Source organism: Thermaurantiacus sp., from assembly GCF_053487655.1.
This window is the reverse complement of record NZ_JBRCLD010000004.1, coordinates 1-18,170: the sequence shown is the minus strand read 5'-3', so window position 1 is coordinate 18,170 and position 18,170 is coordinate 1. Positions and strand designations below refer to the sequence as shown.

The 18,170-nt window shown below is 68.5% G+C and carries 14 protein-coding genes; 6 read left to right on the top strand and 8 right to left on the bottom strand.

Annotated elements, in window-relative coordinates; all coding sequences use genetic code 11:
- From ACWIQA_RS00355 to ACWIQA_RS00345, 3 genes are all read left to right on the top strand, one after another.
- The coding region (locus ACWIQA_RS00355; protein ID WP_448581078.1) for a general secretion pathway protein GspK at window positions 1–893 on the top strand (893 nt) is incomplete at its 5' end.
- Window positions 890–2,158, top strand: coding sequence for a hypothetical protein (locus ACWIQA_RS00350; RefSeq protein WP_448581077.1), 1,269 nt, complete (start codon window positions 890–892; stop codon window positions 2,156–2,158). The genes ACWIQA_RS00355 and ACWIQA_RS00350, both read left to right, overlap by 4 nt.
- Window positions 2,158–2,520, top strand: a complete 363-nt coding sequence (locus ACWIQA_RS00345; protein WP_448581076.1) for a hypothetical protein — start codon at window positions 2,158–2,160, stop codon at window positions 2,518–2,520. The genes ACWIQA_RS00350 and ACWIQA_RS00345 overlap by 1 nt, the downstream gene beginning before the upstream one ends.
- 6 nt (window positions 2,521–2,526) lie before the next feature.
- Here ACWIQA_RS00345 and ACWIQA_RS00340 read toward each other — a convergent pair whose 3' ends face one another.
- The 4 genes from ACWIQA_RS00340 to ACWIQA_RS00325 are packed head-to-tail and all read right to left on the bottom strand — an operon-like array spanning window position 2,527 to window position 7,082.
- Window positions 2,527–4,053, bottom strand: a complete 1,527-nt coding sequence (locus tag ACWIQA_RS00340) for a class I adenylate-forming enzyme family protein (protein WP_448581075.1) — start codon at window positions 4,051–4,053, stop codon at window positions 2,527–2,529.
- On the bottom strand, window positions 4,050–5,006 hold the full coding sequence (locus tag ACWIQA_RS00335; RefSeq protein WP_448581074.1) for an alpha/beta fold hydrolase: 957 nt from the start codon (window positions 5,004–5,006) through the stop codon (window positions 4,050–4,052). Before ACWIQA_RS00335 ends, ACWIQA_RS00340 begins: the two co-directional genes overlap by 4 nt.
- On the bottom strand, window positions 4,999–5,916 hold the full coding sequence (locus ACWIQA_RS00330; protein ID WP_448581073.1) for a crotonase/enoyl-CoA hydratase family protein: 918 nt from the start codon (window positions 5,914–5,916) through the stop codon (window positions 4,999–5,001). The genes ACWIQA_RS00335 and ACWIQA_RS00330 overlap by 8 nt, the downstream gene beginning before the upstream one ends.
- The gene (locus ACWIQA_RS00325; RefSeq protein WP_448581072.1) at window positions 5,916–7,082 is read right to left on the bottom strand and encodes an acetyl-CoA C-acetyltransferase; all 1,167 of its coding nucleotides are present in this window, start codon (window positions 7,080–7,082) and stop codon (window positions 5,916–5,918) included. The genes ACWIQA_RS00330 and ACWIQA_RS00325 overlap by 1 nt, the downstream gene beginning before the upstream one ends.
- Window positions 7,083–7,197: 115 nt before the next feature.
- On the opposite strand from ACWIQA_RS00325, the gene ACWIQA_RS00320 reads away from it, so the two are divergent.
- Window positions 7,198–8,838 carry an NAD+ synthase gene (locus ACWIQA_RS00320; protein WP_448581071.1) on the top strand — a complete coding sequence of 547 codons (1,641 nt, stop codon included), beginning with the start codon at window positions 7,198–7,200 and terminating at the stop codon, window positions 8,836–8,838.
- 100 nt (window positions 8,839–8,938) lie between these two features.
- Here the strand turns inward: ACWIQA_RS00320 and ACWIQA_RS00315 are convergent, their stop codons facing one another.
- Together ACWIQA_RS00315 and ACWIQA_RS00310 are read right to left on the bottom strand one after the other, a co-directional pair.
- Window positions 8,939–13,585, bottom strand: a complete 4,647-nt coding sequence (locus ACWIQA_RS00315) for an NAD-glutamate dehydrogenase (RefSeq protein ID WP_448581070.1) — start codon at window positions 13,583–13,585, stop codon at window positions 8,939–8,941.
- Between the two features lie 131 nt (window positions 13,586–13,716).
- The gene (locus ACWIQA_RS00310; RefSeq protein ID WP_448581069.1) at window positions 13,717–14,313 is read right to left on the bottom strand and encodes a hypothetical protein; all 597 of its coding nucleotides are present in this window, start codon (window positions 14,311–14,313) and stop codon (window positions 13,717–13,719) included.
- A 307-nt stretch (window positions 14,314–14,620) separates the two neighbouring features.
- On the opposite strand from ACWIQA_RS00310, the gene sseA reads away from it, so the two are divergent.
- Window positions 14,621–15,463 carry a 3-mercaptopyruvate sulfurtransferase gene (gene sseA, locus ACWIQA_RS00305; protein WP_448581068.1) on the top strand — a complete coding sequence of 281 codons (843 nt, stop codon included), beginning with the start codon at window positions 14,621–14,623 and terminating at the stop codon, window positions 15,461–15,463.
- On the top strand, window positions 15,453–16,640 hold the full coding sequence (gene metC / locus ACWIQA_RS00300) for a cystathionine beta-lyase (RefSeq protein ID WP_448581067.1): 1,188 nt from the start codon (window positions 15,453–15,455) through the stop codon (window positions 16,638–16,640). The genes sseA and metC overlap by 11 nt, the downstream gene beginning before the upstream one ends.
- Here the strand turns inward: metC and ACWIQA_RS00295 are convergent.
- The gene (locus tag ACWIQA_RS00295; protein WP_448581066.1) at window positions 16,637–17,398 is read right to left on the bottom strand and encodes a segregation and condensation protein A; all 762 of its coding nucleotides are present in this window, start codon (window positions 17,396–17,398) and stop codon (window positions 16,637–16,639) included. The genes metC and ACWIQA_RS00295 overlap by 4 nt on opposite strands.
- A partial coding sequence (locus ACWIQA_RS00290) for a glycoside hydrolase family 3 N-terminal domain-containing protein (protein WP_448581065.1) occupies window positions 17,395–18,170 on the bottom strand: 776 nt, incomplete at its 5' end. The genes ACWIQA_RS00295 and ACWIQA_RS00290, both read right to left, overlap by 4 nt.

Sequence of the window (18,170 nt, the reverse complement as noted above, 5' to 3'; positions counted from 1 at the left end):
AGCACAACGCGCCCCCCGGCCAGCGCGGTGCTGCCCTCATGGCTGTCCTCGTCATGCTCGCCCTTCTTTCGGGCCTTGCCACCATCGGCCTTGACCGCCTTCGCGCCGCCTCGGCATCCGCACAGGAAGCCGCCGAACTTGCTGACGCCCAGTTCGCCGCAGCATCTGCAACGGCGCTTGCCCAGCGCCTTCTCCCCCGCGTCAAGACCGCAGCCGGGCGAGATACCGCTGCCATCCGCCGCCCGCTCGCCTTCACGCTTGGCGGTCGCCAGGTCACCCTCCGCTTCGCGGATGCTGGGGCCTGCTTCAATCTCAACACGCTTGCTGCAAGCTCGGTTGCCGATGGTGCGGCAAAGTCGCTTGCCACCCTCATGGCGGCTGCAGGCATTCCCGCAACCGAAGCTGCTCGCATTGCCGAGGCCAGCCGCGCAGCACTCGGCGCCCGCGGCATCCTCCTTGCCGACGTTAGCGAATGGCAGGCCCTCACTGCTGTGCCACCAGAGGCCTTTGCGCGTCTGCGGCGCCTGCTGTGCACCCTTCCCACCATGGAAGCTGCCCCCTTCAACGTGAATGCCCTCACCGATGCGGATCTCCCCCTCCTGCTTGCCCTCGGCCTCCCGCGCGAGCGCGCCGTCCAGGCCCTTGGCAACCGCCCGGAAGGCGGCTGGCGCTCCATGTCCGATTTCTGGGGCCAGGAGGGCGAAACCAATGATCCTGGCGACCGTACGGCCAGGCTGGCTGGCACCGCCAGCCGCTGGTACACCGCCAGCGTGACGGTCGAAACGCCGACGTTCCGGATCGAACGCCGCCTCCTCCTCGACTCGGCTGTAAGCCCCGCCCGCGTTGCCCGGGCCGAGTGGGTACCGCCCAAGCGCCGCGTGGAGGCTGCATGAACGCCCCCCTCCTCACCCAGGGGCCCGAGGGCGGCCCGGTCACCGGCTTCCTCGCCGACGGAGTCGTCGTCCACCGCATCCGCCTCGCCGCCACCCGCCGCCGCGCCCAGGAAGCCGAGGCGCGCGCGCTCGCCGCCGAGCTTGCGGCCACTCCCGTCGATGACACCCACATCGTGCTTGGTCCGGTTGCTCCCGATGGCGAGGCCTGGCTTGCCATCGCCGACCCGGCCATCGTCGAGGCCGCACTCGATGCCACCACGCCGCCGCCGGACCGGCTCGTCCCGGCTGCCCTTGCCCTCCCCGTGCCAGCGCCTGGCGCCACTGCCGCGGCCCGCTTCGGCAGCCTCCTCCTCGTCCGCACCGAAGACTGCGCTGCAACCCTCGAGCCCGAGCTTGCCCAGGAGTTCGCTGCCTATGCTGCGACTGCACCTGCGCTTGCAAGCCTCCCGCTCGATGATCCCGGCCTTGACCTGTGCCAGGGCCGCTTTGCGCCAAAACGCCCCTTCTGGAAGGCGCCCGGCTTCCGCCCCACGGCCGCCATCCTGGCAGCGCTCGCCCTTCTCTTGGCCCTCGTGCCCCCGATTTCCGAGCGGGTCCGCAGCACGGCAGCAGCGCGTCTTGCCAATGAAGCGACGATCGCGATTGCCGCGCGATTGACGGGCCAGCCACTTGCCGACGCCGAGGCCGCAGCTGCCGCCATCGCCCGCCTTGCCGAAAGCCGCGGCCTTGCCGAAGTCACCCCGCGCCTTGCTGCTCTCATGGCCGCACTCGAGCCCGAGCCATCGGTCCGCCTTGCCCGGCTCACCTTCGCGCCAGACAAGGTCCTGGTCGCAACACTCGCCGGCGAGGCCGCGGCCATCAACCGTGTCGCTGCCGCCCTCGACGCTGCGCCCTATGCCGCCACCCAGCAGGGGGACGCGCTCCGCCTCGCAGCGCCTCGCCCTGCCGCACCCGCCAGCGCCTCGCCTGCAGAGGCCCGCTTGGCCGAGGCCCGTCGCCTTGCGGAAGCCCTTGCCAGCCGCACCCCTCCCGCGCCCGGCTCGGCCCAGGACCGTCTCGCCGGCCTCCTTGCCGACACTGGCCTTCCCGACCCGACTGTCGAGAAGACACCCGCCGGCACCGCCCGCGCTGCACTTCCCGCCATGCGCGCGGCAGTCCTGCTTCCGCTCCTTGCCCGAATCGAGGCAGCAGGCCTCGCCCTCGTGCGCCTCGACATCCGCCGCAACGCGGATCCCTCACTGCGGGTCGAACTGGAGGTTCGCTGATGCTCGCACTCCTCGCCGCTGCCACCCTCGGCCTTGCCGAGCTCCCCCCGCAGGCACTTCCCCCCGGCTCCGGCTGCGCCATCTTTCTTTGGACCCGGGGCGAGCCACCCAGGCGGATCGCCATGCTCGCCGAAAGCCGGCAGACGCTCCGCCTCATGCTCGATGGCCGCGAGACCGAGCTCCCGCGCCTCCCCGAGCCCGGTGCCTATGGCAATGCGTCCGTCCAGGCCCTGCTTGATCTCCGCCTTGCGGCCGAGCCGAGCCTGCCCGCCGCCACCATGGTCACCGGTGTCCTTCGCCTTGAGCGGGCCGGAGGCGACGAACTCGCGATCGCGGTCGGCGGCCTCCGGGCCTGCCGCTGAGGCGCGTCATTCGGCCTTGAGCAACTGGCGCAGCTCCCGCTTCAGCACTTTCCCGATTGCGCTTCGCGGCAGCTCAGGGAGCAGTCGCACCTCAGAAATCCGCTGGGTCTTGCCAAGCCTTGCATTGGCAAACTCCCGCATCGCCTCCGGGTCCGCCACCGCCCCCGGCTTCAGCACCACGAAGGCGGCCGGAGTCTCGCCCCATGCTGCCGACGGCTTTGCAACAACTGCAGCCTCAGCCACATCGGGGTGGGCGAGGAGCACGGCCTCAAGATCGACCGGGTAGATGTTGAACCCGCCCGAAATGATCATGTCCTTCTTCCGCCCCACCAGCTCGAGAAAGCCGTCCGAATCGAACCGCCCAAGGTCGCCAGTCCGAATGAAGACTCGCCCGTCGGGGTGGCGCCACTGCGTCGCCGCCGTCGCATCGGGACGGTTGGCATAGCCCAGCATCGTCGCCCCCGAGTGGCCGACGATCTCCCCCACTTCGCCCACGGGAACGGGCAAGTCATCCTCACCCAAAAGCAGGATCTCATGCCCCGGTATCGGGCGGCCCACAGTGTGGAGCTTGTCGCGATGCGCATGGGCGACAAGCACCGTCCCGCCGCCACCCTCGGTCATGCCATAATATTCGATGAGCCCGCCTGGAAACCGGTCGAGCACTTCGCGCTTGAGCTCCGCCTCGAACGGCGCCGAAGTCGCGAACTTCAGGACCATCGCTGACAAGTCGAACCGGTCGAACTCGGGGTGCGTCAGCAGCCGCCGATACTGCACGGGCACCAGCATCGTGTGGGTCGCCCGGGTCCGCTCGGCAAGTGCCAGCCATTCGCCAGCATCGAACTTCGGCATCAGCACCAGATGCCCACCCCAGGCAAGTGTCGGCAGCGCCGAAACCAGCGTCGTGTTCGAGTAAAGCGGCGTCGAAAGGAGCGTGACGGCCCGTTCGTCATAGCCTGCCGCCCGCCCGCCGAGGAGGTGCGCCCAGCGCATCGCATGGCTGTGGACAATCCCCTTCGGCACTCCGGTCGTCCCGGAGGAATAGATGATGTTGAACGGCAGCGCGCGCCACGCCGCTTCACCGAGCCCAAGCTCGGGCACTTCGGCCGGCACATCGCCCAGAAACGTCTCCAACTGCTCGAGCGCCACCACCCGGACCGCCAGCGCCTGCAGGCCAAGCGCCTCCCGGTTGGCCGCATCCGCAAACAGCAGCCGCGCCCCCGAATCGGCCAGCATCCCGGCAAGCTGCGCAGGCGTCGCGGAGGGCGGCAGCGGCGCCACCGCCACGCCGGCCATCAGCGCTCCCAGGAAAACCGCGACATAATCGGGATGTGCCGCCGCCAGCACCGCCACCACCTCGCCCGGCTCCAGCCCCTTGCGCTGCAAGGCGTGGCCCACCCGCGCGGCGCGCCTGCCAAGCTCCGCCCAGCTCCAGGTCACCCCGCCCAGCGTCAGCGCCGGCGCTTGTGCGCGCGTGTGCCCGTGCGCGGCCACCATCGCCCCCATCGGCACGAACGCAAGGTCGCGCAAGCTCATTGCAAAAGCGCCCTCAGCACTGAAACCAGCGCCAGCGGCTGGTCCGCCATTACATGATGGTGCGCCTCGGGAATGCCCACGAGGCGGGTCCCCGGCGGCGCCAGCTCGCGGATCCGCGCGACAATGCCGGCCTGCACCAGCACCGACTGCTCGCCCCACACATAGTCGAGCGGTGCCCTGGCATCTGCAAGCCAGACATTGGCATCGCGAATGCGGAAATGCTCCCAAAGATAGGGGTCGAACTTCCAGGTCCACCCGCCCGCCACGGCCTTGAGCGAACTTCGGGCGATGAAGTCGGTGATATAGAGGTTGGGCGAAGGCTGCACTGGCGCCCAGCGAAACCGCGCCAAGGCACTCTCGAGATCAGGATAGACCCTGTGCGGCCGCGCTGGCCCGCGCGGCGGCTTCCGCGCACCGATGAGGGCGAACGGCGTGTCAATAATGATGGCGCGCACAAGCCGGTCAGCATGAAGCGCTGCCAGCGCTGCTGCCGGCACGCCGCCGAAGCTGTGGCCGGCCACTGCGAACCTTGCGCCAAGCCCGGCCGCCTCCGCTGCTGCCAGCGCCTCGGCCAGGAAGGTCTCGGTCGCATAGCGTGGGCGATGCCCGGAATTTCCCATCCCCGACCAGCTGAGCGCTGCCACCCGGAACCCCGCTTCGGCCAAGAGCGGCGCGATAAACCGCCACCAGTCCGCATTCGCGCCATTGCCGTGCAGCAGCAGCACCCCCGGTTGCCCGGTTTTGCCCCAGCCCAGCCACTCCACCGCCACACCATCCACATCAACATGCGCGCGGTCATGCGGCTTTGCGATCGCGTCCACGAACCACTCCGGCGCTTCTGGCCTTGCCCCGCCTAGCGCCGCCAGCGGCGCCAGGAGCGCCGGATCGTTGCTGCCAGCCGCGAACGGCTCGTCGGTCGGGCTCAGCCCGGCCAGCGCGCCTTGCTCATGCATAGGGCCGCGGCTGCCACCAGGGCCAGAAGTCGGGCATGTCGGCCGAAACCCGGTCGGGGAAGACGGGGGCCCGCTTCTCAAGAAAGCTTGTCACGCCTTCCCTGGCATCGGCCTGCCGCCCGCGCGCCCAGATCGCCCGGCTGTCCACCTTGTGCGCTTCCATCGGGTGATCGGCACCCAGCATCCGCCACAGCATTGCCCGCGTAAGTGCAACCGAAACTGGAGCGGCATTCTCGGCGATCTCCCGCGCCAGCGCCCGCGCTGCTGGCAGGAGCGCGTCGGGCGCATGCACCGAGCGCACGAGCCCGCCGGCGAGCGCTTCCTCGGCACCGAAGATTCGCCCTGTCGTGCACCACTCCATCGCTCGCGAGATGCCCACAATCCGCGGCAGGAACCAGGAGGAGCAGGCCTCGGGCACAATGCCGCGCCGCGCGAAGACAAAGCCGAACCGCGCCTCGGTCGAAGCAAGCCGCATGTCCATCGGCAGCTGCATCGTCACCCCCACCCCCACTGCCGCCCCATTGACCGCCGCGATCACGGGTTTGAGGCTCTCGAAGATCCGCAAGGTCACGCGCCCACCGCCGTCGCGCACGGCTTCCTGGCCATAGTCGGTCGTGCCATCGGCCCTGACCGGGTTCGCCGCCCCCTCGCGCGTTGAAAGCCCGTCGTCGCGCGCGGCATAGTCGAAGGTCTTCGCCCCCGCCGACAGGTCCGCCCCGGCACAGAAGGCCCGCCCCGCCCCGGTCACGATGACAGCACGCACATCGTCACGCGCATCGGTCTCATCGAAGGCGGCAATCAACTCATGCATCATCCGGCCGGTGAAGGCGTTGAGCTTCTCGGGCCGGTGCAAGGTCAGGGTTGCAACGCCATCCTCGACCTCGAGCCTGATCTCCTGGAAGTCCGCCATCAAAGCGCCTCCACAATGGTCACATTGGCAAGGCCGCCGCCTTCACACATGGTCTGCAAGCCCCAGCGCTTGCGCCGCGCCCTGAGCGCATGGACAAGCGTTGCCATAAGCTTGGTCCCCGAAGCCCCCAAGGGATGCCCGAGCGCAATCGCCCCGCCATGCACATTGAGCTTGGCGGGGTCCGCGCCCGTTTCCTTGAGCCAGGCCAAGGGCACACTTGCAAACGCCTCGTTCACTTCAAAGAGATCGATGTCGTCGATGGTCATGCCCGTCTTTGCGAGCGCCCGCTTCGTCGCATTGATGGGCGCTTCCAGCATGATGACCGGGTCCTCGCCGATGACTGTCATCTGGTGCACACGCGCCATCGGCTCCATCCCGAGCTTCTTGAGGCCTGCCGCATTGGCAAGGATCACCCCGCTTGCGCCGTCGCAGATCTGGGAAGAGGTCGCTGCCGTCAGCCGCCCATCCTCGGCGAGCAGCTTCACAGCCCTGGTCGCCTCCAGCGTCGCATCGAAGCGGATCCCCTCGTCCACGCGGTGCTCCACTTCCGCCCCTTCCGAATCAAGGCCCACCACCGGCACGATCTCGGCGTCAAACGCACCCCCTCGCGCTGCCGCTGCGGCCTTCACTTGGCTTCCAAAGCCATATTCATCGAGCGCGTCTTTTGAGAGATCATATTTCCGCGCCATCATCTCCGCGCCCGTGAACTGGCTGAACTGGATGCCCGGATAGCGCCTTGCCATCGCCGGGCTCATATAGCTCCCGGCGCCGGCATCGCGCGCCAGCTTGAACGGCAACCCCATGGGCACGCGGGTCATGCTCTCGACACCGGCGGCAATCACCACATCCATCACACCTGCCATCACGGTTGCGGCTGCAAAATGCAGCGCCTGCTGCGAACTGCCGCACTGCCGGTCGACCGTGGTCCCGGGCACGCTTTCCGGAAGCTTGGAAGCAAGCACGGCGTTGCGCGCCACGTTGGTCGATTGCTGGCCAAACTGGCTCACACACCCCATGACCACATCCTCGAACAGTGCCGGGTCATGGGCACCGACGAGATCATCAAGCACTTGCGCGGCAAGGTCGGCGGGGTGCCAGTCGCGCAGTCGCCCGCCCTTGCGCCCACCCGCTGTCCGCCGCGCTTTCACAATATAGGCCTCGCCCATCGCCACCTCCGTCCACGTCGCTCCCGCCCATGCGCTGCCACCAGCGCACCCTCAACCGCGTGCTTTTGCCAAGGGGCGGCTTTTCCTGCCGCCCGCAACCGCCTAGCACATGGCCATGCCGCGCCTGTCGATTGCTGCCTTCCAGTCCAACCCGGCCATGGGGGATCTTGCCGGCAATGCCGCCGCCATCCTCGAGGCGCGCGCAAGGGCGAGGGATTGCGACCTCCTGGTTACGCCTGAGCTTTCGCTCATCGGTTACCCGCCGGAGGATCTGGTCTTGAAGCCGGCACTCGTCGAAGCCGCCGAAGCCGAGCTCGCCCGCCTGGCTGCTGCCACCGCCACACCCGGCCCCGGCCTTCTCGTCGGCACCACCCACCGCACGCCGCAAGGCCTCCACAATGGCTACGCCCTCCTCGATTCGGGCCGCGTCGTCGCTGTCTCCACCAAACATGATCTCCCAAACTACGGCGTCTTTGATGAGAAGCGCGTGTTCGAGCCCGGACGCCTGCCCGATCCCGTCCACTTCCGAGGGGTCAAGCTTGGCCTTCCCATCTGCGAGGACATGTGGACTGCGCCGGTCTGTCGCCACCTCGCCCGCATGGGCGCGGAAATCCTCCTCGTCCCCAATGGCAGCCCCTATGAGATCGGCAAGGAAGAGCGCCGCCTCGCACTCGCCCGTGCCCGCGTCCGCGAAACCGGCCTCGCCCTCCTCTATGTCAACCGCACTGGCGGCCAGGATGAGCTCGTCTTCGACGGCGGCAGCTTCGCCCTCAACGCGGACGGCCAGGTCATGGCCCGCATGGCAGACTGGGACGAGGGCCTCGCCCGCCTCGAATGGTCGCAAGAGGCCGGCTTTGCGCCAGGGGAAATCCACTTGCCCGATCGCGGGCCCGAAGAGATCTACCACGCCATGCTCGTCGGCCTCAGAGACTATGTGGCGAGGAACCATTTCCCCGGTGTCGTCCTCGGCCTCTCCGGCGGCATCGACAGCGCCCTTTCGGCAGCCATTGCCGTCGATGCGCTTGGGTCGGACCGGGTCTGGTGCGTCATGCTCCCTTCGCGCTTCACCAGCGCCGAAAGCCGCGAAGATGCCGAAGCCTGCGCCCGCCTGCTCGGAGTCCCTCTGGATACCATCGGCATCGAACCTGGCGTCGCGGCCCTCGAAGCCATGCTCGCTCCCCATTTCGGCAACCACCCGCCCGATCTTACACAGGAGAATCTCCAGTCCCGCCTCAGGATGGTGACGCTCATGGCGCTCTCCAACCGCTTCGGCCACATGTTGCTCACCACGGGAAACAAGTCCGAGCTTTCGGTCGGCTATGCCACCCTCTACGGCGACATGGCCGGCGGCTATTCGGTGCTCAAAGACGCCTACAAGACCACCGTCTTCCAGCTTGCCCGCTGGCGCAACGCACACCGCCCCCGCCTTGGCCTCGGGCCCGAAGGCCCGGTCATGCCCGAGCGCGTCCTCCTGAAGCCCCCGACCGCGGAGCTGCGCGAAAACCAGAAGGATGAGGATTCGCTTCCCCCCTATGAGATCCTCGATCCTATCCTTGAGGGCCTGGTTGAGGAGGAGCTCTCCGCCGCCGAAGTGAGCGCCCGCGGCTTCGAATGGGAAACCGTCGCCCGGATCGAGCGCTTGCTCTACACCGCTGAATACAAGCGCCGCCAAGCCCCGCCAGGTGTCAAGATCGGCCCCAGAAACTTCGGCCGCGACCGCCGCTACCCAATCAGCAACGCCTTCCGCACCAGCTGATTTCGCGCGTCCAGCCGAAATCGGTCCCGGGGCGCACCCAACCCCATGCGCCAGCCGGTAGGCCGGCCGCGCGATGGCGATGTGTCATCGCGCAAGGGCATCAGTCCGATCCCAATGCCACCCGCGCCACATTGGCAAGATGCGCGACCATGGCAAGCGTCGGCGGGCTTGCGCGCGCTGTCGCGATCATGCGCTTCAGTTCCTCGGCTGCCGCCCGGTGGCCAGAAAGCCAGCCTTCAACATGGCGTTCCGGATCACCGCCAGGCGGGATGACGCGCCGCATGAGGTCGAAACGCATCGTCTCAAAGCTGCGGATGACGCCAGCAAGCAAGAGCCGCTCCCAGGCATCCTCGGAGCGGATCGAGGCAGATGCGCCTCGCGCCCAGTCGATCCCGAGCGCTTCGCCGAGCCTTGTGTAGGCGGTTGCCACCCGTGTCTCGTCGAGCCCGAGGTCGGTTGCAAGCGCTGCGATCCCGACTGCTCCTGTCATCGCATGCAGGATGGCAAGCCGCGCCAGGATCTTGGGCGGCGCTCCAAGGGCAGCAAGCCGTGCCTTCACTGCCTCCACCTGTGCCCGCGGCTCGGGCCGGAGCAACGCATCAAGCTTTGCTTCGATCCGCTCGAGCGGCGCTGCCAGCCGTTCGACAAGCGCAGACGGCCGCTCGGCACCCGTCCGGACAGCAAGGTCTGCAACCAGCGCCCGAATCGCAAGCGAAAGCTCGCCATAAAGCTTGAGCCGCACGGGCTCTTCCACGCGCGCCGTCTCCATCTGGTCCCACAGCAGATCGAGCCCGAACAGGTGCCGCGCTGCCACATAGGCTGCCGCCACCCGCTTCAGTTCCACGCCAAGCTCGGCTGCCAGGCTGTGGGCGAGCGTCAGCCCGGCCCGATTCACCAGCAGGTTGGCAAGCCGGGTCGCCACGATCTCGCGCCGCAGCGGATGGCAGCGGATGGCAGCGGCAAAGTCCTTGACCATCGGTGCCGGGAAAGCCGCCATGAGATCTGGGTCGACCAGCGGGTCATCGACCACCGGTGAGCTGACCAGCGCCTCCTTCAAGTCCATCTTGGCATAGGCAAGAAGGACGGCGAGCTCGGGCCGCGTCAGCCCGCGGCCACTGCGCCGGCGTTCGTCGACTTCACGCCCATCGGGCAGGAACTCAACAGCCCGGTCGAGCCGCCCGCTCGCTTCGAGGGCCGCCATGAAGCGCACATGGCCGGGAAGCGCGCTCGCACCTGCTGCCTCGGCAATCGAAAGTGCAAGCGTCTGGGCCTCGTTGTGGGAAAGGACGAGGCTTGCAACTTCCGTCGTCATCGCCTCGAGCAGCCGGTCGCGCGCGTCGCGGTCGAGCCGGCCTTCGGCAAGCGCTGCTCTTAGCGCAATCTTGATGTTCACCTCGTTGTCAGAGGTGTCAACGCCTGCCGAATTGTCGATGAAGTCCGTGTTGATCCGCCCGCCGGCGCTTGCAAATGCAATCCGCCCGCGCTGCGTCAGCCCGAGGTTCGCGCCCTCGCCCACCACTTTCGCCCGCAGCTCATGCCCGTTCACGCGATGGGCATCATTGGCCCGGTCGCCAACATCGGCGTGGCTTTCCTCGGCCGCCTTGACAAAGGTCCCGATGCCGCCAAACCAGAGCAGGTCAACGGGCGCCTTCAGGATCGCTGCAATCAGCTCGGAAGGTGAATGGCTGCCCTCGGTGATGCCGAGCGCGGCCGCCGCTTCCCGCGAGACCGGAATCGCCTTCTGGCTGCGCGGAAACACGCCGCCACCCTTCGAGATCTTGGCAGGATCATAGTCGGCCCAAGAGGAGCGCGGCATCCGGAACAGCCGCCGCCGCTCGGCCCACGAAGTCGGCGGATCCGGGTCCGGGTCGAGGAAGATATGGCGATGGTCGAACGCTGCCACCAGCTTCAGCGATTTCGACAAGAGCATCCCGTTGCCGAACACGTCGCCCGACATGTCGCCAACGCCAGCGACCGTCACTGCGGCCTTCTGCACGTCAATGCCCATCTCAGCGAAGTGGCGCCTGACCGAAACCCAGGCACCGCGCGCCGTAATGCCCATCGCCTTGTGGTCGTAGCCAGCCGAGCCTCCGCTCGCGAAAGCATCCCCCAGCCAGAAGCCCGCGTCTTCCGCAATCGCGTTGGCGATGTCCGAGAAGCTCGCCGTCCCCTTGTCGGCGGCAACCACCAGATAGGGGTCGTCGCCGTCGCGTCGCACCACATGCGCAGGCGGCACCACCCGGCCTCCGGAGTCGATATTGTCGGTCACCGAAAGCAGCGCCCGGATGAAGATCCGATAGGCCTCCTCGCCTTCGGCAAGCCAGGCCTCGCGCTTTGCGGGATCAGGAAGCTGCTTCGGGTAGAAGCCGCCCTTGGCACCCGTCGGCACGATGACCGCGTTCTTGACCACCTGCGCTTTCACCAGCCCCAGGATTTCGGTGCGGAAATCATCCCGCCGGTCCGACCAGCGCAGACCCCCGCGGGCGATCCGGCCGCCACGCAAGTGAATGCCCTCCACCCGCGGGCTGTAGACCCAGATCTCCCGCCACGGCTTTGGCTTCGGCAGCCCTGGGACGGCTTCGCTGTCCAACTTGAAGGCAAGCGCTTCCGGCCCTCCAGGCACGAAGGCGTTTGTGCGCAGTATCGCTGCCACAAGATTGCGAAAGAGGGAGAGGATCCGGTCGTCGTCGATTGCTGAGACGCCAGCAAGAAGCTCCGTGAATTCGGCATCTGCGGCTGCCTCGGCGTCGGGGTCGGCCTCGGCGCTGAAGCGGGCCCGAAACCGGGCCACCAAGGCACGCGTCAACGCCGCATTGCGCCTGAGCACATCCACGACGGTTGCAATCCCATAGGCAACCCCGGTCTGCCGCAAGTAGCGGAACCAGGCCCGAAACCAGTTGGTCTCTTCAGCCGAAAGACCAGCTGCGGCAATAAGCGCATTGAAGGGGTCGTTTTCCTGGACTCCGGTCAATACGGCGTCAAGCGCTGGCTCCAGCCGGTCGGCAAATGCGCGAAAATCCTCCGGCCGGGAGATCCCTTCCAGCTTGAAGTCATGGATCCAGCCGATCGCGCCGGAAGCAAGGTCAAAAGGCACTTCCTCGATCACCCGGAAGCCAAAATTCTCCAGCATCGGCACAGCGTCCGAAAGGGGGATGATCTCGCCAAGCCGGTAGATCTTGAGCCGGATCGTCTCTGGCGGGTCCTCATGCCGGAAATAGAGCTGGACATCGCGGTCCGCAGGCGTCGAAAGATCGGCCAGCCGCAAGATGTCCTCGGCAGCCTCGGCGGGCGTGAACTCCGCGCGGTAGCCAGCCGAGAAGGCCCGGCCATGGGTCAGGGCAAGGCGCGCTGCCCGCATCGGCCCGGCCCGCTCGGCAAGGGCAGTCTCCACCGCCTCGTCCCAGCCTCGGGTCAGCCGCTCCAGCTCGGCATTGAGGGCAGCTTCGTCGGCGTCGTTCTCGACATCGTGGAGCACATAATGCACGCGCGCGAGCCCTTCGCTTCTGAGCTCGACATCAAAGCGGGCAAGGCTGCCGCCGGTCGCCTGTTCAAGCAGCCGGCCGATCCGCACGCGGAGTTCCGCGGAATAGGTGTCGCGGGGAATATAGACGAGGGCAGAGAGCGACCGCGCCACCGCGTCCAGGTTGAGGAACAGCCGCGGCCGCGGCCGGTCGATGAGCGAAAGCAGCCCTTCTGCCATCCCCTCGAGCCGCTTGGCATCGATCTGGAACAGCTCGTCCCGCGGGAAGGTCTCGATGACATGGGCAAGCGCTTTGCCGGCATGGCCGCGCGGGTCATAGCCAAGCTGCTCGGTCACCATCGCCACCTTGCGCCTGACCAGCGGTACCCGCCGCGGGCTCTCGTTGAGCGCCGCCGACGTAAAGAGCCCGAGGAACAGGGCCGAGCCCGCCACCTGCCCGTCCTGATGAAACGCCCGCACCGTCACCATGTCCATCGGGACATTGCGATGCACGGTCGAAACCAGCCGGCTCTTGGAGACGATGAGCGCGGCGGTCGGATCGCCCGCCGCCGGGTCGGGTGCAGGAAACCGCGCCCCATCCCGCAAGATGCCCTTTGCCCCCTCGTCATCCAGGCAACCAAGAAAGGTGAAATTGTCAGCAGCCAGCCACTCAAGAAAGGCGATCGTCTCGGCAAGCACATGCGGCGCAACCGGCGGTGGCCGATCATTGAGCTGCCGCGCGGCGACGCGCAGCCGCTCCAGCATCGCCCCCCAGTCAGAGACCGCCCGCCGCACATCGCCATAGACAAGGTCAAGCTCGGCTTGGAGCTCGGCACGCTGCCGCGCCGGCGCGCGTTCCACTTCCATGACGACCAGGGATTCCCGCGGATCCCCGGCCTCGCCGATCGCCACGATCGCGCCCTTGGCATCGCGGCGGATCGGCATCACCGGGTGCAGCAGGCAGTGGATCTCAAGCCCGGCGCGCGTCACAGCAGCCGTTGCCGAGTCAACCAGGAAGGGCATGTCGTCCGTCACCAGCACCACGGGCATCCGCCGCTGCCCGGTCTCGACATCCGCAGTCCCCACATGCACTCGGTGCTGGCCTGGCTGGCGCACCCGCGCCGTCTCCCAGGCCAGCGCGAACAGCCGCTCGCGCTGGCCGGGGGCAAGCGCATCAAGCTCACAGCGCGGACCCGCGCGTCCGAGCGCCTCGAGGAACGCCAGCTTCACGTCCACATCGCTTGAAGAAACCGGATCCGCCTTGTCCCCGGCAACCGTGCTCGCCATCCCGGCTCTCCTCGCCGGCCTTGTCTTGCGAAGGCCCCCAGCAGCCATAGGCGAGCCGCCAGCAGGGTTCAACGCAGCAGCCCCGGAAGCTGCGGGCCCAGGCCTCCAAAGACCGCTTCGGGAGCGCTTTCTCAGTGGGTGCCGCGCAGCCACGCGAGGGCCTCGGCCAGCTCGCGCTCAAGCGTTGCGGTCTCGGCCGCCGGGAGCAGGTTCCGCCACGAGGCGACCACCACGGCCAGCGGCCCGGAAGGCGCTGTCACTCCTGCAGGCGACGCAAAGGGCAGAGCGATCGCCCGCAACAGCACGCCCGGCCGCTCCTGCCCCGGGGCATCGATCTCGACAACAACAGGCGCCATTTGCGCGCACGCCCGCTCCACCAGGGCTGCCAGGCGCTGGGTCACAGTTGCCCGCGTGCCGTCGCTCGCACAAACCGGCCCCGTCGCAACCAGTCCAAGCTCGGCGAGATTCGGCCCAATGCGCAAGATGCGCGGCAGGGTGCAGTCAGGCTCGGCCGGATGCGGCGGCAGCGCGAACAACATCGCATTCCCCGAAAACATGGGCGACTGAAACGCATGCATGGCTCCAGCAGGTGGCAGCCCGGCCGGCGGCCGCAGCTGCTCCCACACGGCTTCGGCACGGCGCACGAGCCGCCGCTCCACCCCCAAGAGCGGCAGCGCAGCCGCTGGGCCTTCCACCCGCCCTGCATCGCCTTCGGCATGCCGGCCCATGCGCAGGCCAACCGGCCACAGGGCCGGTCCTTTCGCCCTTGCGCCGGGCGCGCGGCGCAGCGGCTGCGATGCGCCATGCGGGTTCGTTGCCACCTCCTGCGCCACATGTCCCGGCGTATGCCGGCCCTGCTCCACCTGGTCCATCTGCGGGACCACCCTTCCTCGCCTCCGGCCAGGCCGCATTTGGCGCCCGGCCCGTCTGGTCTTCACGGCCGCAACGCCAGGAACTTGCGCCTCGGCGAAAGCTTGTCCCCCCGCAGGGCCGCAGCTAAGGCTGCTGGCGGCAGAAGGCATGGGGAGGCGCGCCATGGATCAGCTCGTCAGTGCAGACTGGCTCAAGGGCGAGCAGGGCAAGTCCGACATCCGCATCGTCGATGCCACCCTCTTCCTCCCCGATCACGGCCGCAACGCCCGTGCCGAATATGAGGCCGCCCACATTCCTGGCGCCGTCTTTCTCGATCTGGACGAAGTCGTGGACAGCAGCAGCCCGCTTCCGCACATGCTGCCGCCGCCGGAGAAATTCGCCAGCCGCGCCCAGGCGCTTGGCCTCGGCGACGGCAGCCGCATCATCGTCTACGACAATTCGCCGCTGCACTCGGCAGCGCGCGCCTGGTGGATGTTCCGCGTCTTCGGCGCCCACTCGGTCGCCGTGCTTGATGGCGGCCTTTCTGCCTGGAAGGCAGCAGGGGGCGCGCTTGAGAGCGGCAGGCCCGTGCTGCGCCACCGCCACTTCACCGCCTGGGAAGACCGCTCCCAGGTCCGCACGCTTGCCCAAATGCGCGAGAACCTGAAGTCGGGCGCCGAGCAGGTGGCAGACGCCCGCTCGCCCGGCCGCTTCGCAGGCACCGAGCCTGAGCCCCGCCCGGGCGTCCGCCCCGGCCACATCCCGGGTGCCCGCAACTTGCCCTATGCCACTCTCTTCACCGAAGACGGCCGCTACAAGGACAAGGCCGGCCTCGCTGCTGCCTTCGCTGCCGCTGGCATCGACCCCTCAAAGCCGCTCACTGCCACCTGCGGCTCGGGCGTGACAGCGGCAACACTCGTGTTCGCAGCAACGCTTCTCGGCGCTCCAGCACCGGCCCTTTATGATGGCAGCTGGGCGGAATGGGGAAGCCAGCCGGACACGCCGGTTGTCACTGGTGCCGACTGAGTCCGAAGCGCAAGCCGGCGCCCGGCCCGACACGCTGCTTGCTTCGGCCGGCCGCCGTCCGGAATGGACTCACGGCCTCGTCAACCCCCCAGTCGCCCGCGGCTCGACCGTCATCTACGCCTCCGTCGCCGAAATGGAGCAGGCCGCCAGGGCGCCTGACAGCCGCCTCTTCTACGGCCGCCGCGGCACCCAGACCGCCTGGGCCCTTGCTGAGGCCTTGACCGCGCTCGAGCCCGGTGCCGCTGGCACCATGCTCTTCCCCTCCGGTGTGGCTGCCATTGCAACCGCCATCCTCGCCACTTGCCGCCCAGGCGCCCACATCCTCATCCCCGACAGCGCCTATGAGCCGACCGCGAGCTTTGTCTTCGGCTTCGGCCGTGACCATGGCTTCACGGCAGAGGCCTATGACCCGCTCGCCGACGGCGCCGCAATCGCCCGCCACTTCCGGCCCGAGACCGCGCTCCTCCTCCTCGAAAGCCCAGGCTCCCTCAGCTTCGAAGTCCAAGACATTCCCGCGCTCACAGCCGCTGCCCGCGCTGCCGGCATCCCGACCCTCCTCGACAACAGCTGGGCTGCCTCCATTTTCCTCAAGGGCATTGCAAGCGGCTGCGATATGGTCATGCAGTCCTTGACCAAATATGTGGGCGGGCATTCGGATCTCCTCATGGGCTCGGTTTCGGCTACGCCTGCCCTCTTCCCCCGGCTGCGCCAGACTGCCCACGCACTCGGCCAATGTGTCTCCGCCGATGATGCCGCGCTTGCGCTCCGGGGATTGCGAACGCTTGCCGTCCGGCTGCGCCACCAGGAGGCCTCCGCGCTCGCTCTCGCCCACCGGCTTGCTGCCCACCCCCTGGTCGCCCGGGTCCTCCACCCGGCCCTCTCCTCCTGCCCCGGCCATCAGCACTGGGCCCGCGATTTTACGGGGAGCTCCGGCCTGTTCGGCTTCGAACTTCTCGTCGACGGCCCCGACATCGCTGCCCGCTTCTGCGACTCCATGCACCACTTCCGCCTCGGCTACTCTTGGGGCGGCTATGAGTCCCTCATCATCCCGGCCCGCGCCCCCCGCCGCCTCTCGCCGCCCCCGCAAGGCGCCCGCTTCCGGGTCTCGATCGGCCTTGAAGACCCGGAGGATCTCTGGGCCGATCTTGCAGCTGCGCTCGCCCGCGTTTCGCCCTAGCCAGGCCTGGCCCGCAGCATCAGCGGCGCAAAAGGCGCAGCCTGCGCCAGCTCCACCCGGCCCCGCCGCACCAGCTCGAGTGCCGCAGCAAAACCTGCTGCCATGGCACCGCTGCGCGCTTGCCCTTCGAGTCCGCCGGGGAGAAACTCGGCAAGCCGTGTCCAGTCCAGCCGCTCGCCCAGCATCGCCTCCACGCGGGCAATGGCCTCCTCGAGTGTCATCAGCACCGGCCGCGCCGGCGGTGTCCAGCAGCGCCGCTCGCGCATCGCCGCAATCCCGCCATAGGCGCTAAGCAGCTCATAAAGGCTTGCCTCCACCTTCGCCCGGGTCACCCGCCGCAGGCCCTCGGGCGCGCCGCGGGCGAACACGTCGCGGCCGAGCAGGTCGCGCGCGACAAGGGCTGCAGCGGCATCGCGCATCGCTGCCAGCCGTGCGAGGCGCCAGCGCAGCCGCTCGGCCATGGCTTCGGCATCGACTTCGCCCGGGCCCGGCTCCGGCAGCAAAAGCGCCGACTTCAAGTAAGCAAGCCACGCCGCCATCACCAAATAATCGGCGGCAAGCTCAAGCCGCAGTGCCCGGGCCCGGCCAATGAAGGCGAGATACTGGTCAACGAGCGGCAGGATGGGAATCGCCCGCAAGTCGACCCGGTTGGTGCGCGCCAGCGCCAGCAGCAGGTCAAGCGGCCCTTCCCATGCCTCGACCGCCACATGCAGCACTTCGTCGCCAGCGCGCTCAGCTGGCGTACGCCCGTCCCTCACCCGGCTGCCTCGAGGAGCGCATCGCGTCGCGAAAGCAGCACCTCGACGGGAACCGCTGCGCCCGCCTCGGCACCGCGCCATGGCCGCCTCGCCCACGCCATCGCCCGCGCCAGCCGCGCTTGCGCCTCCTCCCCCATCGCCGGCACGGCAGACGCAACTGCCTCCATCTCGGCAAGGTCCCCAGAACAGTGAAGCGCGACATCGCACCCCGCCGCCAGCACGCCAGCCGCCCGTCCCGCCATCGAACCGCCGCCTGGCTGGCACGCCAGCGCCTGCATGCCAAGATCATCTGACATGAGAAGCCCGTCGAAGCCGATCCGCCCGCGGATCACCTCGCCCACCACCGTCGGGGAGAGCGAGGCGCAGAGCTCCCCGTCCCAGGCGGCGTAGACCACGTGCGCGGTCATCGCCATCGGCGCATCGGCAAGCCGCACGAAGGGGGCGAGGTCGGCCTCCAGCTCCTCCGCGCGCGCGGTCACCACGGGCAGCGCAAGGTGCGAGTCGGCCGTCGCCCGGCCATGCCCCGGCACGTGCTTCACCACGCCCACCACGCCCCCGGCCTGGAGGCCGTCCAGCACCGCGCGGCCGAGCGCCGCCACCTGGAGCGGCTCGGTCCCCAGCGCCCGGTCGCCGATGACCGGGTCGGCGCCGGGCACCGGCACGTCGAGCACCGGCAGGCAGTCAACCGTGATGCCGAGGTCGCGGAGCGTCCGGGCGATCGCCTCGGCGTTGGCGCGCGCGGCCGCCATGGCGGTCGCCGGCGCCCGGTCCC